The organism is Bradyrhizobium sp. BWC-3-1 (assembly GCF_032917965.1).
Taxonomy (GTDB): domain Bacteria; phylum Pseudomonadota; class Alphaproteobacteria; order Rhizobiales; family Xanthobacteraceae; genus Bradyrhizobium; species Bradyrhizobium canariense_D.
In genome coordinates this window covers 2152038-2167771 of record NZ_CP136625.1, presented here as the reverse complement: position 1 = coordinate 2167771, position 15734 = coordinate 2152038, and the positions used below count along the sequence as shown (strand labels likewise).

At 63.8% G+C, this 15734-nt stretch carries 16 protein-coding genes; 11 read left to right on the top strand and 5 right to left on the bottom strand.

From position 1 onward, the window contains the following. The first annotated feature begins 126 nt into the window (after window positions 1-126). Window positions 127-1479, top strand: coding sequence for a malonyl-CoA decarboxylase (locus tag RX329_RS10540; protein WP_085351884.1), 1353 nt, complete (start codon window positions 127-129; stop codon window positions 1477-1479). Between the two features lie 189 nt (window positions 1480-1668). Here RX329_RS10540 and tarD read toward each other — a convergent pair whose 3' ends face one another. The 5 genes from tarD to RX329_RS10515 form a co-directional block, all read right to left on the bottom strand. Then, window positions 1669-2838, bottom strand: a complete 1170-nt coding sequence (gene tarD / locus RX329_RS10535) for a D(-)-tartrate dehydratase (protein WP_085361487.1) — start codon at window positions 2836-2838, stop codon at window positions 1669-1671. 144 nt (window positions 2839-2982) lie between these two features. Further along, window positions 2983-3240: a DUF3297 family protein gene (locus RX329_RS10530; protein WP_007613756.1), complete on the bottom strand. Its 258-nt coding sequence runs from the start codon at window positions 3238-3240 to the stop codon at window positions 2983-2985. After that, window positions 3237-3713 carry a glutathione peroxidase gene (locus tag RX329_RS10525; RefSeq protein ID WP_018454085.1) on the bottom strand — a complete coding sequence of 159 codons (477 nt, stop codon included), beginning with the start codon at window positions 3711-3713 and terminating at the stop codon, window positions 3237-3239. Before RX329_RS10525 ends, RX329_RS10530 begins: the two co-directional genes overlap by 4 nt. 2 nt (window positions 3714-3715) lie before the next feature. Further along, on the bottom strand, window positions 3716-5116 hold the full coding sequence (locus RX329_RS10520; protein WP_085395718.1) for an amidase family protein: 1401 nt from the start codon (window positions 5114-5116) through the stop codon (window positions 3716-3718). 104 nt (window positions 5117-5220) lie between these two features. After that, a complete protein-coding gene (locus RX329_RS10515) occupies window positions 5221-5478 on the bottom strand; it encodes a DUF6894 family protein (protein ID WP_007613759.1) in 258 nt (85 codons plus the stop codon). A 250-nt stretch (window positions 5479-5728) separates the two neighbouring features. Between RX329_RS10515 and pqqA the strand changes: the two genes are divergently transcribed. The 10 genes from pqqA to RX329_RS10465 all read left to right on the top strand — a co-directional run bounded on the left by pqqA (window position 5729) and on the right by RX329_RS10465 (window position 15731). Beyond that, entirely contained in the window at window positions 5729-5809 is an 81-nt protein-coding gene (gene pqqA, locus RX329_RS10510) for a pyrroloquinoline quinone precursor peptide PqqA (protein ID WP_007595659.1), read from the top strand. Between the two features lie 118 nt (window positions 5810-5927). Beyond that, window positions 5928-6857, top strand: a complete 930-nt coding sequence (gene pqqB, locus RX329_RS10505) for a pyrroloquinoline quinone biosynthesis protein PqqB (protein ID WP_317245840.1) — start codon at window positions 5928-5930, stop codon at window positions 6855-6857. A gap of 20 nt (window positions 6858-6877) precedes the next feature. Beyond that, on the top strand, window positions 6878-7645 hold the full coding sequence (pqqC, locus tag RX329_RS10500; RefSeq protein WP_377789043.1) for a pyrroloquinoline-quinone synthase PqqC: 768 nt from the start codon (window positions 6878-6880) through the stop codon (window positions 7643-7645). 10 nt (window positions 7646-7655) lie between these two features. Further along, window positions 7656-7967 carry a pyrroloquinoline quinone biosynthesis peptide chaperone PqqD gene (pqqD, locus tag RX329_RS10495; protein ID WP_007613770.1) on the top strand — a complete coding sequence of 104 codons (312 nt, stop codon included), beginning with the start codon at window positions 7656-7658 and terminating at the stop codon, window positions 7965-7967. After that, window positions 7964-9163, top strand: a complete 1200-nt coding sequence (pqqE, locus tag RX329_RS10490; RefSeq protein ID WP_018454081.1) for a pyrroloquinoline quinone biosynthesis protein PqqE — start codon at window positions 7964-7966, stop codon at window positions 9161-9163. Before pqqD ends, pqqE begins: the two co-directional genes overlap by 4 nt. Further along, a complete protein-coding gene (pip, locus tag RX329_RS10485; RefSeq protein ID WP_317245839.1) occupies window positions 9153-10139 on the top strand; it encodes a prolyl aminopeptidase in 987 nt (328 codons plus the stop codon). The genes pqqE and pip overlap by 11 nt, the downstream gene beginning before the upstream one ends. A 12-nt stretch (window positions 10140-10151) precedes the next feature. After that, window positions 10152-10829 (top strand): DUF4286 family protein, encoded by a 678-nt coding sequence (locus RX329_RS10480; RefSeq protein WP_317245838.1) that lies wholly within the window; start codon window positions 10152-10154, stop codon window positions 10827-10829. A gap of 233 nt (window positions 10830-11062) precedes the next feature. Further along, window positions 11063-12862 (top strand): FAD-dependent oxidoreductase, encoded by a 1800-nt coding sequence (locus RX329_RS10475; protein ID WP_317245837.1) that lies wholly within the window; start codon window positions 11063-11065, stop codon window positions 12860-12862. Then, window positions 12832-14679: a 2-oxoacid:acceptor oxidoreductase subunit alpha gene (locus RX329_RS10470; RefSeq protein ID WP_085385335.1), complete on the top strand. Its 1848-nt coding sequence runs from the start codon at window positions 12832-12834 to the stop codon at window positions 14677-14679. The genes RX329_RS10475 and RX329_RS10470 overlap by 31 nt, the downstream gene beginning before the upstream one ends. After that, entirely contained in the window at window positions 14676-15731 is a 1056-nt protein-coding gene (locus RX329_RS10465; protein WP_317245836.1) for a 2-oxoacid:ferredoxin oxidoreductase subunit beta, read from the top strand. The genes RX329_RS10470 and RX329_RS10465 overlap by 4 nt, the downstream gene beginning before the upstream one ends. Window positions 15732-15734: the final 3 nt, after the last annotated feature.

The following is a 15734-nucleotide window of genomic DNA, read 5'->3' as shown; positions in this document are numbered from 1 at the left end:
TGACGGCATTCTGGAAATCCACACCCCCCGCTAAACTTGCCAAAATCCCCCGCTTGATTGTGATCGGATTCCGCCCAAATCCCGTGTAAGATTCCCGCACCGCACAAACCCGACACGAAAGCCCCGATGGCCAACGCCTTCTTCTCCGACTTACTTACTACCATCTCCGAGCGCGGCCGCACGCTGCTTCGCCGCGGGGATTCTGCCGACACCAAGCCGGACGCCGATGGGCTGATCGAGCTCTGTGGCGCGCTGCTGTCGGGCCGGGGTGAAGCTTCCGGCACCGCCATGGCGCGTGAGGTGCTCGACATCTACCAGGACCTGGATGCGGCGGGACGTCGCGCCTTTTTCGAAGCCCTGGTGCGCGATTTCGGCCCGGATCGGGAACGCCTGTCCAAGGCGATCGAGACATGGCGCGCCAAGCCGGCCGACGAGGATGCCAGCGCCCTGCACTTCGCCTCCGAGCCGCGCCGGCAGGAGCTGATCCGCCGCCTCAACCGCGCACCCGGCGGCACCGGCGATCTCGTCAAGATGCGCGCCGACCTGCTCGACATGATGAACAGGCACGCCGATCTCGCCGCACTCGATCGCGACGTTTCGCATCTTCTCTCGTCATGGTTCAACAGGGGGTTTCTCGTGCTGCGCAGGATCGACTGGTCGACCCCGGCCAACATCCTCGAAAAGATCATCCGTTATGAGGCCGTGCACGAGATCAGCGACTGGGACGATCTGCGCCGCCGCATCGATCCGGTCGACCGCCGCTGCTACGCCTTCTTCCATCCCGCGATGGTGGACGAGCCCCTGATCTTCGTCGAGGTCGCGTTGACCGAGACGATCCCCGGCGCGATCGCGCCGCTGCTCGCGGTCGATCGCCCATCCGTCCCGATCGAGCGCGCCCGTACCGCCGTGTTCTACTCGATCTCCAACACCCAGCGCGGTCTGGGCGGCATCTCCTTCGGCAGCTTCCTGATCAAGCAGGTGGTGGAGGAGCTGCGCCGCGAATTGCCCAAGCTCGACAATTTCGTGACGCTGTCGCCGGTGCCGGGCTTCATGCCATGGGTGAAGCAGGACAAGGATTTGCCGCTGTCGGACGAGGACCGCGAGATCCTGAAGCGCCTCGACGATCCCAAATGGTTCGAGAACCCCGAGACAACGACACTGCTACGTGGCGTGATCGAACCGCTCGCGGCGCACTATTTCCTGAAGGCGCGCACACCCAAAGGCAAGCTGATCGACTCCGTCGCGCGCTTCCATCTCGGCAATGGCGCCCGCCTCGAGCGCATCAATTGGTTAGGCGATCTCTCGCCGAAGGGCGTGCGCGAGTCCGCCGGCGTGATGGTCAACTACCTCTACCGCCTCGACGACATCGAGAAGAACCACGAAGCCTACGCCAATGACGGCGAAGTCGTGGCCTCGAGCGCGGTGAAGAAGCTCTTGAAGGGCGAAGGGCGGCGGCTGTTGGATATGCGACTGTCGTAAGGGACGACCTCGGCTGATTGCGTTGGTTCGTCCACAATCTCGGTGTCATCGCCCGGCTTGACCGGGCGATCCAGTATTCCAGAGGCCTCCGTTGAAGCGCTCGCTCTCGCCACATTCGCCACGGCGTACTGGATGCCCCGGTCAAGCCGGGGCATGACAGCGGAAAGCATGGCGTGGCCGTCGCGCCCCCTACTCCGCCAGCGCCTTCATCTCCTTGTAGAGATCCGACTTGCCTTCGAAGCCGATGCCTGACAGCTCCGGCATGGTGATGTGGCCGTTCTCGACGCGGACGCCGTCGGGGAAGCCACCATAGGGCTGGAACAGGTCGGGGTAGCTCTCGTTGCCGCCAAGGCCTAAGCCGGCTGCGATGTTGAGCGACATCTGGTGGCCGCCGTGGGGGATGCAGCGGCTCGGCGACCAGCCATGAGTTTTCAGCACCTCCAGCGTGCGCTGGTATTCGCACAGGCCGTAGGACAGCGCGCAATCGAATTGCAGCCAGTCGCGGTCGGGGCGCATGCCGCCGTAGCGAATCAAATTGCGGGCATCCTGGTGGCTGAACAGGTTTTCGCCTGTTGCCATCGGGCCCGGATAGAATTCGGCGAGGGCTGCCTGCAGCGCGTAATCCAGGGGATCGCCGACTTCTTCGTACCAGAACAAGGGATAATCCCGCAGCATCTTGGCATAGGCGATGCCGGTCTCGAGATCGAAGCGGCCGTTGGCGTCGACGGCGAGCTGCGCGTCCTTGCCGATTTCCTTCAGCACCGCTTCGATGCGGGTGCGGTCGTCCTCGATATCAGCACCGCCGATCTTCATCTTCACGACGTTGTAGCCGCGATCGAGATAGCCTCGCATCTCGCCGCGCAGCATCGAGAGGTCCTTGCCGGGATAGTAGTAGCCGCCGGCAGCGTAGACGAACACGCGCGGATTGGCTTTGACGCCGTGACGCTCAGCCAGCAGGCGAAACAGCGGCTGGCCCGCAATCTTCGCGACCGCATCCCACACCGCCATGTCGATGGTGCCGACCGCGACCGAGCGCTCGCCGTGACCGCCCGGCTTCTCGTTGGTCATCATCGCGGCCCAGACCTTGTCGGGGTCGAGATTGTCGCCGGCCGCGTTCAGCAGCGATTTCGGATCGGCCTCCAGGATGCGCGAGGCAAAACGCTCGCGGATCAGGCCGCCCTGCCCGTAGCGGCCGTTGGAGTTGAAGCCGTAGCCGACGACGCGCTTGCCGTCGCGAACGACGTCGGTGACGACGGCCACGAGGCTCGTCGTCATCTTGGTGAAATCGATATAGGCGTTGCGGATCGGCGAAGAGATCGGCTTCGTGATCTCGCGGACGTCGACGATGCGGACGGACATGGGGTTTGGCTTTCTGCGGGCTCCCTCCTCTCGTCATGGCCGGGCTTGTCCCGGCCATCCACGTCTTAGCCGCTCGAAGAACGTGGATGCCCGGGACAAGCCCGGGCATGACGGCGTGCCCCAAGCACGCTTCGCATTCCAAAACTACTTCTTATCCCTGAAATACGGCTCGACCGGGCCGTGCACCTTGATGGTCAGCGGGTTGCCGTGGCGGTCCTTGGCGTTGCCTGCGGTGACGCGGACCCAGCCTTCGCTGATGCAGTATTCCTCGACATTGGTCTTCTCGACACCCTTGAAGCGGATGCCGACGTCGCGCGCCAGGATGTCCGCATTGTAAAAGGGGCTGTTCGGATCGACCGAGAGGCGGTCCGGAAATTCGTCGCTCATGATTGTCTCGCTCATAACAGGGTCTCGATTTGCTGCCGCAATCCTTCGGGCCGTGCGGTCGGCGCATAGCGCGAAACCACCTTGCCGGCGCGGTCCACCAGGAATTTCGTGAAATTCCATTTGATGGAGGCGCCCAGCAGGCCGGATTGCTGGCGTTTCAGGTACTCATACAACGGATGGGCATTGCTGCCGTTGACGTCGATCTTCTCGAACAGGGGAAAGGTGACGTCGTAATTGGTCGAGCAGAACGCCTGGATCTCGCTCGCCTGCCCTGGCTCCTGCGCACCGAACTGGTTGCAGGGAAAGCCGAGCACCGAGAAGCCGCGCGGGGACAGGTCGCGATGCAGATCCTCCAGCCCGCGATATTGCGGCGTGAAGCCGCATTTGCTCGCGGTGTTGACGATCAGCAGCACCTGCCCCTCGAAGCTGCGCATCGGCACTTCTTCGCCGAGAAGCGAGTTGGCCTTGAAGTCGTAGATCGCGGACATCGCTAACCTACGGGATCGATCGGCGACGGCGGCACGCCGCCCGCCTCGATCGCCTCGCCTGCGAGCAGGCAGAGATCCTCGCGATAGCGGCCCGACACGATGTGCACGCCGACCGGCGCCTTGCCGACGAGGCCCGTGGAGACCACGAGGCCCGGCAGGCCCATGAAGGGAATGGCGATCTGCGGCAACTGCGCTTCCCAGACGCGTTTGAAGGAAGAGTCGTCCTTGCGGTCGAGATGATCGGGGAACGGCAGTTCGCCGGAGACCGGCGTCAGCAGCACGGCATAGGTCTCGAAGAACAGCATCCAGTCGCGGGTCAGCGTGGCGCGGCGGGTCAATGCCTTGGCGTAATTGGCCTGGTCCATCGGCGTGACCCTGGCACGGTTGCCACGCAGGCACGCCAGCGCGCCGGGATCGCCTTCACGCTCGGCCATCTCGAGCTGCGCCTCATAGCCGTCGCCGAGCCAGAGCTTGATCTGCCACTCGACCGCTTCGCGCATCGGCGGGGTGTTCTCGATTGTCTCGACGGTCCAGCCGGCCCGTTCGAGCCGCTTGCCGGCGTCGATGACGGCGGCCTTCACCTCGGGCGCGCTGGCCAGGCCGTCCGGGTCGAGACAGAGCGCGGCGCGCTTCGGCCGCGCGGGGCCTTCCAGCGGCACCGGCACAAACCAGGGATCGCGGATGTCGCGGGCCGACATGGCCGCGAGCGAAATCCTGATGTCGTTGACGGTGCGCGCCAGCGGCCCCGACACCGCCATGATCTGCGGCCCGATCGGGCGCTCCGGCAGGGCCGGATTGAAGGCCGGGATGCGGCCCAAGGTCGGGCGCAAGCCATGCACGCCGCAGGCATAGGCGGGATAGCGGATCGAGCCGGCAATGTCGGTGCCATGGGCGATATGGCCGATGCCGGCCGCGACCGCCGAGCCCGCGCCGCCGGACGAGCCGCCCGGCGTCAGCGAGGCGTCGCGGGGGTTCTTGGTGTCGCCGTGGACCAGGTTGGTGGTGAACCAGCGATAGGAAAAGGCCGGGCAATTGGTGCGCCCAAGCAGAACGGCGCCGGCTTTGCGGAAATTGGCGACCACCGGATTGTCCTCGCGCGCGATCAGGTCGCGCTGGAGTTTGAGGCCGTTGGTGGTGGCAAAGCCCTCCTGGTCGACATTGGCCTTGATGGTGACGGGCACTCCGGCCAGCACGCCGGGGTCCTCGCCCCTGGCGATGGCGGCATCGACGGCGTCGGCCTGCTTGAGCACGTCCTCGGGCCGGTGGTCGATCACGGCGTTGAGGCTCGGATTGACCGCGTCGAGCCGGCCGAGGCCGGCCTGCGCGGCCTCCCTGGCGGAGACCTTTTTGGTTTTGACGAGATCGGCGAGGTCGGCCGCCGACAGGCGCCAGAGATCTTGCATGACTTGCTCCGTGTAACCGGCGTCTTTTAGCCCCGGGAACGCGGCAAAGCCATGCGGATTTCGCAGGGATTCCTCCGCCATTGCGACGGTGGCGAGAGCAAGCCTTAATGCCGGGTGGCGGACTGGTCCGGAATGTCCAGGAGTGCCTCGGTGAAGGGGAATTCGAGCACGATCTCGCCTTCCCGGTCGGTGACCTCGATGACGGCCTCAAGCAGGGCCGGCTGGGTGCCTTCCGATCTCAGCACCTCCAGAATCATCTGGCGGGCAACCTCCCAGGCGCGATCGGGATTGCGCAAATCCTCTCCCTCAGGATCCACGATCAGTTCGTCGCCGATACGGGTGTTGAAGAAATATCTGGGCATCACGAAGTTCCAGTTGGGTCGCCTGTACCGGATTGAAAGCTGCACTGCACTCACAACCGCTTTATCAGGACAGGGTTCGCGACCGAATGCGCCGGGCGCAAGGCAGCATCACCAGCAAGTATCGTTCCGGCAGCATTTTTTGCGCCGCAACATGGCTTTCTCGGGAAAATTTCACTGGCGAACTTTTCCACCCGCACTAACTTAAGGATTGGGCGGATACGTCCGAATTCTCGAAAATGGAGAGCCGAAAATGGCCTGGAAAGCCCCGAAGATCGTCGAAGTGCCCTGTGGCATGGAAATCAACATGTATGTGAGCGCCACCCGCAAGTAAGCGGTTGGTGAGTTCGCGTTCTGCGCAGGTGGATCTTTCGGTCACGATGCATGTCCGGAAGACAGGATTTGTGTTTGCGTGAGGTCCACCTCGCGACACTGCCTCCAGGAGACGGATCATGCTTCGCGTCGTCGTCCTGGGCGCCGCAGCCGGCGGCGGAGTGCCGCAATGGAATTGCGGCTGCGAGGGCTGCCGGACGGCCCGTGATAACGGCCAAGAGCTGCAACGGACCCAAGCCTCGGTCGCCTTCAGCGGCGACGGCGAGCACTGGTTCTTGATCAACGCCTCCCCCGACCTCCGCCAGCAATTGAATGCGACGCCACAGCTGCATCCGAAGGCAGGCGCGCTGCGCCATACGCCGATCGCAGGCGTGATCCTGACCAACAGCGAGGTGGACGCAGTGGCCGGCCTGCTGTCGATGCGCGAGGGTTCGCCCTTCACGGTCTATGCGCATGAGAAGGTGCTGGCGATCCTGAAGGCGAACAGCATCTTCAATGTGCTGAACGAGAGGAACGTGCAGCGCCAGCCGATCGGCATCAATGAGCCGTTCGAGCCGCGGCTGCCGGACGGGGCGCGCTCAGGACTCGAGGTGCTGCCCTTCGCGGTCTCGGGCAAATCGGCCTGGTACCTGGAAGGCAAGGCGCATCCGGGCGGCGACAGCGGCGATGGCGATACGCTGGGGCTGAAGATCACCGATAAATCGACCGGCAAATGCTTCTACTTCATCGCCGCCTGCGCCGAGGTCACCGACGCGCTCAAGGCCGAGATCGACGGCGCTGCGCTGGTGTTCTTCGACGGCACGGTGTGGCAGGACGACGAGATGATCAAGGCCGGGCTTAGCCACAAGACCGGCAAGAGCATGGGCCATGTCGCAATGTCCGGCGACCACGGCGCCATCGCGCGGCTCGCCGACCTCACACTCGACAGGAAGATATTTCTGCATATCAATAACTCGAACCCGGCGCTGCTGCCCGCTTCCCCCGAGCGCAAGGCGGCCGAAGCGGCGGGCTGGCAGATACCCGCGGACGGAACGGAGATCGTGCTGTGAATGCCGCGTCACTGACTGGAATGACCGCGCTCTCGATCGGCAAGGACATCAGGCTCACTAGCGCCGAGGAGCTGGAGGCGACGCTGCGCCACATCGGTGCGACGCGCTATCACAGCCTGCATCCGTTCCATAGACTGCTGCATGGCGGCAAGCTCAACAAGGGCCAGGTGCAGGCCTGGGCGCTGAACCGCTACTATTACCAGAGCACCATCCCGATCAAGGACGCGGTGGTGATCTCGCGCTTCCGCGACCGCGCCACGCGGCTGGAATGGCGCCACCGCATCGAGGATCATGACGGCGACATCGGCTCCGAAGGCGGTATCGAGCGCTGGCTGAAGCTGACCGAAGGCCTCGGGTTGGACACAGCTTACGTGGAATCGACCGAAGGCATCCTGCCGGCGACGCGCTTTGCGGTGGAAGCCTATGTGCACTATTGCCGCGAGAAGTCGCCGCTGGAGGCGATCGCGTCCTCGCTCACCGAATTGTTCGCGCCGAACCTGCACGAAGAGCGCATCTCCGGGATGCTGGAGCACTACGACTTCGTCAATCCTGATATCATGAGCTACTTCAAGCGCCGGCTGGCGCAGGCGCCGCGCGACGCCGGCTTTGCGCTCGACTATGTCAAGGCACATGCCGTCACGCCCGAGCAACGCGCGTCCGTCTGCAATGCGCTGATCTTCAAGACCAACGTGCTATGGGTGCAGCTCGACGCGTTGCAACACGCCTATGTCGAGGGCCATATTCCGCCGGGCGCGTTCGTGCCCCAAGAACACCAAAAGGCGAGCTGAGGAACGAGCGATGGCCGGGCCGCGTCACATCAGCGTCAGCGAGACGAGCAGGCCGGTTCTGCCGCGGCACGCCAAGCTGAAATATGACGAGACGCGAAAAGTCTGGGTGATCCTGGCGCCCGAACGCGTGCTGGCGCCGGACGAGATCGCGGTCGAGGTCTTGCAGCTCTGCGACGGCGAGCGCAATGTCGGCGAAATGTCCGACCAACTCGCGGCAAAATACGCCGCGCCGCGCGAGGCGATCCTGGCCGACGTCATTGTCATGCTGCAGGATCTCGCCGACAAGGGCTTTCTCACGGAGGCCCGGGAGAAGACGTCATGAGCGATGTGCTCGGCAATCCGACCATCCCGCCCGACGCCAGCGACAGCCTCGCGGTGCTGGAGAAGAGCCGCTCGACGGCAGAGACGTTCGGCATTCCGCTCGCCGTGCTGCTCGAGATCACCCATCGCTGCCCGCTGCAATGTCCCTATTGCTCCAACCCGGTCGAGCTCGACCGCTCGGGCAAGGAGCTGACGACCGAGGAATGGAAGAAGGTATTGAGCGAACTCGCCGAGATCGGCGTGCTGCAGGTGCATTTCTCCGGCGGCGAGCCGACGGCGCGCAAGGACCTCGTCGAGCTGGTCAAGCATGCGAGCGACGTCGGGCTCTACACCAACCTCATCACTTCGGCGGTGCTGCTGACGCGTGAGCGGTTGAGCGAACTTGCCGATGCCGGGCTCTGCCACGTCCAGATCAGTTTTCAGGGCGTTGAAGAAGCCCTCGCCGACCGCGTCGGCGGCTACAAAAACGGGCACCGCAAGAAGCTCGAAGTCGCAAAATGGACGCGCGAGCTCGATTTGCCGCTCACCGTGAATGCGGTGATGCATCGGCAAAACCTGCACCAGCTGTCTGATATCATCCAGATGTCGGTGGACCTCGACGCCGACCGGCTCGAGGTCGCCAATGTCCAATATTACGGCTGGGCGCTAAAGAACCGCGCCGCGCTGATGCCGACGGTGGCGCAGCTCGACGAGTGCACCCGCATCGTCGAGGAGGCGCGCGAGCGGCTGAAGGGCCGGCTCACGATCGACTATGTCGTGCCCGATTATTACGCGCTGCGGCCGAAGAAGTGCATGGGCGGCTGGGGTCGGCAGTTCTTCAACATTTCGCCGGCCGGCAAGGTGCTGCCCTGCCACGCCGCCGAGAGCATCACCGGGCTCGACTTCGAATCCGTGCGCTCCAACCATTCGATCGCCTGGATCTGGCAGAACTCGGACGCCTTCAACCGCTACCGCGGCACCGGCTGGATGAAGGAGCCGTGCAAGAGTTGCGAATTCCGGGAGATCGATTTCGGCGGCTGCCGCTGCCAGGCCTTTGCGCTGACCGGCGACGCCGCCAACACCGATCCCGCCTGCGCGCTGTCGCCGCTGCACGAGACCATCTTCAAGCAGGCCGAGCGCGAGGCTGAGGGCGAAACCAACCGCTTCCTCTATCGCAATTTCGCTGGCGGCACCCTGGAATCCGAGAATGGTGCCTGACGCCGACGCGGCCAGCTCAGTCAAGCGCGCCGATCCCTTTGCACCGCTGACCTCCGAAATGCTCGACGTCGGCGACGGCCACGAGCTCTATGTCGAGAGCGTCGGCCGCACCGACGGAATCCCGGCGGTCTATCTGCATGGCGGCCCCGGCAGCGGCTGCCAGCCCGACCACCGCCGGCTGTTTGATCCCGACCGTTTTCAGGCCGTGCTGTTCGACCAGCGCGGCTGCGGTCGCAGCCGGCCGAAGGGATCGCGCGCACACAACACCACGCAGCATCTGATCGCGGACATGGAAAAGATCCGCGAGAAATTCGGCGTCGCGCGCTGGATGGTGGTCGGCGGCTCCTGGGGCGCGACGCTGGCGCTGGCTTATGCGCAGGCGCATCCCGAGCGCGTCTCCGGAATTGCGCTGCGCGCGACCTTTCTCGGCACGCGTGCTGAAGTCGAGATCGCCTTCACCTCCCGCCTGTCGCAATTCTACCCCGCGCTCTACGACGATTTTCTGAGCGTGCTGCCGGTCGAGGAGCGCGCGCAACCGGTGGAAGCCTACTATCGCCGCATCCTCGATCCCGATCCGGCGGTGCATGGCCCGGCCTCGCGCGCCTGGCACGATACCGAACGCGCCTTGTCGGAGCACAAGGCGGCAAAGACACGGCTGGATCTGGCGTCGCTGAACGTGTGGCGCACATTGCCGGCGACGCCGTTCATGGAGGCGCATTATTTCGTCCAAGACAGCTTCATGACGGAGAACGAGTTGTTGCGGAACGCCGGCAAGCTCGACGGCATTCCCGGCATCATCGTCCAGGGCCGCTACGATCTGTTGTGCCCTCCCGAGACATCGCAGGCGCTCGCGAAAGTGTGGCCGGGTTCCGAGATTCGCATCGTGGAAGAAGCCGGCCATTCGCTCTATGATACCGGCGTGCGGGACGCGGTCATGAAGTCGATCGCAGATATCGCTTCGAAGATTTCGCGATAGCGGGACAAGAAAATGCCACTCGCCGGGAAGGGCATGTTGCTCACGTCGATGAATATCGACGTTCCAAATGAACCCGATTTCAACCGCTGGTACGATCGCGAGCATCTGGAAGAGCGCGTTGCGATCGAGGGCTTTCTCGAAGCGCGGCGCTATGTCGCGCACGCCGCCAATCCCAAATATCTCTCGCTGTATTCAACCGCGACGCTCGACGTGCTCGACAGTCCCGCCTACCGGGCGAGGCTCGCCAGTCAGACCGAATGGTCGCGGCGGAGCATGGCGCATTTCAAGGACATGCTCCGCGTGGTCGCCCGCATCACGATCAGCAACGGTACCGGACGCGGCGCGGCGCTCGGCCTCGTGCGGCTGCGGCCGACGCCGGACAATGCAGTCGCGTGGCGTGACGCACTGCAAGAACGGCTGGCGCCGGAAAAACACGACGGCATCATCTCCATGCATCTGCTCGAAAGCGAGCCGGAAATATCAGGCGCGACCGCGGATATTCCGGCGGTGCGCAACGAAGGCGCGCGCGACTGGTTCGTGCTGATCGACGGCACGCATGTCGGCACGGTCTCGTCCGTGATCGCCGAGCGCTTCACCGGCCCTGCCGCCTCGCCATTCCCGCTTCCCGTGTCGGTCGGCTCCTACTGCCTGATGTGGGACCTCGCGAAGAGCGACATCGCGCGCAACTAAGCCATCGGACGCATCGCAACATGCTGCACCGCCACATACTGCGCACGGCCGTTAATGCTGTGCGCGCGTAGCTCCCATGAAAGAGGGGAAGCGCGAAATTTGCCGTTGTACTTCGGAGCGGTTCTAATAAGCTAACCCAATGACGTCATTCAGAAACCAGATCGCCGCGCGTTAGCGTTCGCAAGCTCAAGAAAAGGCCGCGGGGTCTTTGAGCCTGCGCGGACAGGGTAGGAATGAAACCGACCGATATTGCGGCCCCCGACTACTTTCACAAAGTGGTCGATTGCCAATGGGCCTGTCCTGCGCACACTCCCGTTCCCGAATACATCCGACTGATCGCCCAAGGCCGCTACAGCGACGCCTATATGATCAATTGGAAATCGAACGTGTTTCCCGGAATTCTGGGACGGACCTGCGATCGTCCATGCGAGCCGGCGTGCCGCCGCGGACGCGTCGAGGAGACGCCGGTCGCGATCTGCCGCCTGAAGCGCGTCGCCGCCGACTTCAAGGACGACATCACGCAGCGCTTGCCGCGCCCCTCGGCCAAGAACGGCAAGCGCGTTGCATTCGTGGGCGGTGGTCCCGCTTCGCTGACGGTCGCCCGCGATCTCGCGCCGCTCGGCTATCACTGCACCGTGTTCGACGCCGATGCCCAAGCCGGCGGCATGATGCGCTCGCAGATCCCGAAATTCCGCCTGCCGGATTCGGTCATCGACGAGGAGACCGGCTACATCCTGGGTCTCGGCGTCGACTTCAAGGGCGGCCATCGCATCGAGAGCATGAAGGCGCTGCTCGCGGAGAAGTACGACGCAATCTTCGTCGGCTCCGGCGCACCGCGCGGCCGCGAACTCGACATCCCCGGACGCAAGGAAGCAGCCGCCAACGTCCATATCGGCATCGACTGGCTGTCCTCGGTCTCGTTCGGTCATACCGACAAGATCGGCAAGCGCGTCATCGTGCTCGGCGGCGGCAACACCGCGATGGATTGCTGCCGCACTGCGCGTCGCCTCGGCGGCGAAGAGGTGAAGGTCGTCGTGCGCTCCGGCTTCGAGGAAATGAAGGCCTCGCCCTGGGAGAAGGAAGACGCGCTCCACGAAGACATTCCGATCCTCAATTTCCTCGTTCCCACAGCGTTCGTCCACGAAAACGGCAAGCTCACCGGCATCACCTTCCAGAAGGTGAAGGCCGAATACGACGCCAAGGGCCGCCGCAACCTCGTCCCCTCGGGCGAGCCGGACCAGACCATCGAATGCGACGACGTGCTGGTCGCGGTCGGCCAGGAGAACGCCTTCCCCTGGATCGAGCAGGACTGCGGCATCGAGTTCGATAAATGGCACATGCCCAAGGTCGATCCGCAAACCTTCGTCTCGACCAACCCGAAGGTGTTCTTCGGCGGCGACGCCGCGTTCGGGCCGAAAAACATCATCTGGGCGGTGGCGCAGGGCCATGACGCCGCGCTGTCGATCCACAAAATGCTCTCGGGCGAGGACATCACCGAGCGGCCATTGCCCGACGTGTACATCTCCTCGCAGAAGATGGGCATCCACGAATGGAGCTATGACAACGACATCTCCAACGACAAGCGCTACAAGGTGCCGCATCGCGACAAGGTGATCGCGCTGAAGGACATCCGCACCGAGGTCGAGCTCGGCTATGACGTCAAGCTGGCGCTGGGCGAAGCTCATCGCTGCCTGAACTGCGACGTCCAGACCGTGTTCTCGACCTCGCTCTGCATCGAGTGCGATGCCTGCGTCGACATCTGTCCGATGGATTGCATCACCTTCACGGACAACGGCGAGGAAGGCGATCTCCGTCAGCGCCTAAAAGCACCCTCGCTGCATCCGGACCAGGATCTCTATGTGTCCAGCGACCTCAAGACCGGGCGCGTGATGGTGAAGGACGAGGATGTCTGCCTGCATTGCGGGCTGTGCGCCGAGCGCTGCCCCACCGGCGCCTGGGACATGCAGAAATATTTGATCGAGATGACTTACGCAGGTTCAGCATGTCCGACAAAAAGCCGATCAGCAGCGTAAACGACTTCGTCGTCCGCTTCGCCAACGTCAACGGATCCGGCTCGGCCAGCGCCAACGAGATGTTTGCGCGCGCGATCCTGCGCCACGGCGTTCCGGTGAGCCCCCGTAACATCTTCCCCTCCAACATCCAGGGCCTGCCGACCTGGTACGAGGTGCGGGTGACCGAAGACGGCCATCTCGGCGCCCGCGGCGGCGTCGACATGATGGTCGCCATGAACCCGCAGACCTGGGACAAGGACGTCGCCGGCATCGAGCCCGGCGGCTATCTGTTCTATGATTCCACCAAGCCGATGCCGTCGACCAAATTCCGCGACGACATCACCGTGATCGGCGTCCCCCTGACCGCGATCACCAACTCGACCTATACCGATCCGCGCCAGCGCCAGCTGTTCAAGAACATCATCTATCTCGGGGCGCTCTCGGCGCTGCTCGACATGGATCCGAAGCTGATCGAGCAGCTGATCGGCGAGCAGTACAAGGGCAAGGAGAAGCTGCTCTCGTCCAACGTCCACGCGCTGCATCTCGGCCGCGACTGGGCACTGCAAAACCTGAAATGCCCGACCGGGCTGCGGGTGAAGAAGTCCGACAAGGTCGGCGACCGCATCTTCATCGAAGGCAACAGCGCCGCCGCGCTCGGCGCCGTCTATGGCGGCGCCACGGTGTGCGCGTGGTATCCGATCACGCCGTCTTCGTCCGTGGCCGAGGCCTTCACCGCGCACTGCAAGAAGTACCGGCACGACCCGGAAACCGGCAAGGCGAAATACGCCATCGTGCAGGGCGAGGACGAGCTCGCCTCGATCGGAATCGTGATCGGCGCCTCCTGGAACGGCGCGCGCGCCTTCACCGCGACCTCCGGCCCCGGCATCTCGCTGATGACCGAGTTCATCGGCCTGTCATATTTCGCCGAAATCCCGGCCGTGATCATGAACATCCAGCGCGCCGGTCCCTCGACCGGCATGCCGACCCGTACCCAGCAATGCGACATCATCGCCTGCGCCTATGCTTCACATGGCGACACCAAGCATGTGCTGCTGTTCCCGGAGGATCCCGCCGAAGCGTTCGAGTTCGCGGCCGCGGCTTTCGATCTCGCCGAGCGGCTCCAGACCACCATCTTCCTGATGCTCGACCTCGACATCGGCATGAACCACCGGCTCTGCCGTCCGCTGAAATGGGACGACGCCAAGCAATATGACCGCGGCAAGGTGATGACCGCGGAGATGCTGGACGAAGGCCGCGATTTCGGCCGCTATCTCGACGTCGACGGCGACGGCATCCCCTACCGAACCTATCCCGGCACGCATCCGACCAAGGGCTCCTATTTTACCCGTGGCACGTCGCGTGACCGCTATGCGCGTTACTCCGAAGAGGGCTCGGTCTACGCCGACAACATGCAGCGCCTGATGCGCAAGTTCGAGACCGCGCAGGATCTGGTGCCGCGGCCGCTCCAGGCCAATGCGGAACGGCCAACCAAATACGGCGTGATCTATTTCGGCTCGACCACGCCGGCGATGGACGAGGCGATCGGATTGCTGGAAGCGCGCGGGCATCAGCTCGACCGCCTGCGCATCCGCGCCTTCCCGTTCCACTCCAGCGTGGCGAGCTTCCTCGCCGAGCACGATTTCGTCTATGTAGTCGAGCAGAATCGCGACAGCCAGCTGCGCCAGCTCATCGTCAACGAAAACGGCATCGACCCGGTGCGGCTGGTGCCGATCGTGCATTACGACGGCTCGCCGATCACCGCCCGCTTCATCGCAAAAGCCATTGGCGACCACCAGGATCACATCAAGGTGACCCCGCTCCGCAAGGCCGTGTCATGACCTACATTGCAAAGCCGAAATTCCACCATCCCGGGCTGAAGAAGAACGAGCTCGGCTACACCCATCGCGATTACGAGGGCAAGATCTCGACGCTGTGCGCCGGCTGTGGCCATGACTCGATCACGGCCTCCATCATCGAGGCCTGCTATGAGCTTTCGATCGAGCCGCACCGGGTCGCCAAGATTTCGGGTATCGGCTGCTCGTCGAAGACGCCGGACTATTTTCTCGGCAATTCGCACGGCTTCAACTCCGTGCACGGCCGCATGCCCAGCGTCCTGACCGGCGCCAATCTCGCCAATCGCGACCTGATCTATCTCGGCGTCTCCGGCGACGGCGATTCCGCCTCGATCGGCTTCGGCCAGTTCGCGCATTCGATCCGGCGCGGCGTCAACATGACCTATATCGTCGAGAACAACGGCGTCTACGGCCTGACCAAGGGCCAGTTCTCGGCGACCGCCGACCGCGGCTCGAAGTCCAAGAAGGGCGTCACCAACACCGACAACGCCATCGACCTCGTCGCGATCGCCCTGCAGTTGGGGGCGACTTTCGTCGCGCGCTCGTTCTCCGGCGACAAGACCCAGCTCGTGCCGCTGATCGCGGCCGCGATCCGCCACAAGGGCGTGTCGTTCATCGACGTCATCAGCCCCTGCATCGCCTTCAACAACCATGCCGGCTCGACCAAGAGCTTCGACTATGTCCGCGAGCACAATGACGCGGTGAACCGGCTCGACGTGCTGGTCAGCCGCGATCCGATTGCGGTGGATTACGCACCCGGCACCGTGCAAATGGTCGAGCAGCATGACGGCAGCAGGATCGCGCTGCGCAAGATCGATGCCGACTACGATCCGCACGACCGGCTCGGCGCCCAGACCTTCCTGCAAAAGCACGCCGCCAAGGGACAGATCGTCACCGGCCTGCTCTATGTCGATCCCGACGCGGAAGACCTGCACGAGCATCTCAACACGGTCGAAACGCCGCTCAACACGCTGGAAGCCGACACGCTCTGCCCCGGCTCGGCGGCGCTGGACAAGTTCAACGCCAGCCTGCGGTGATTG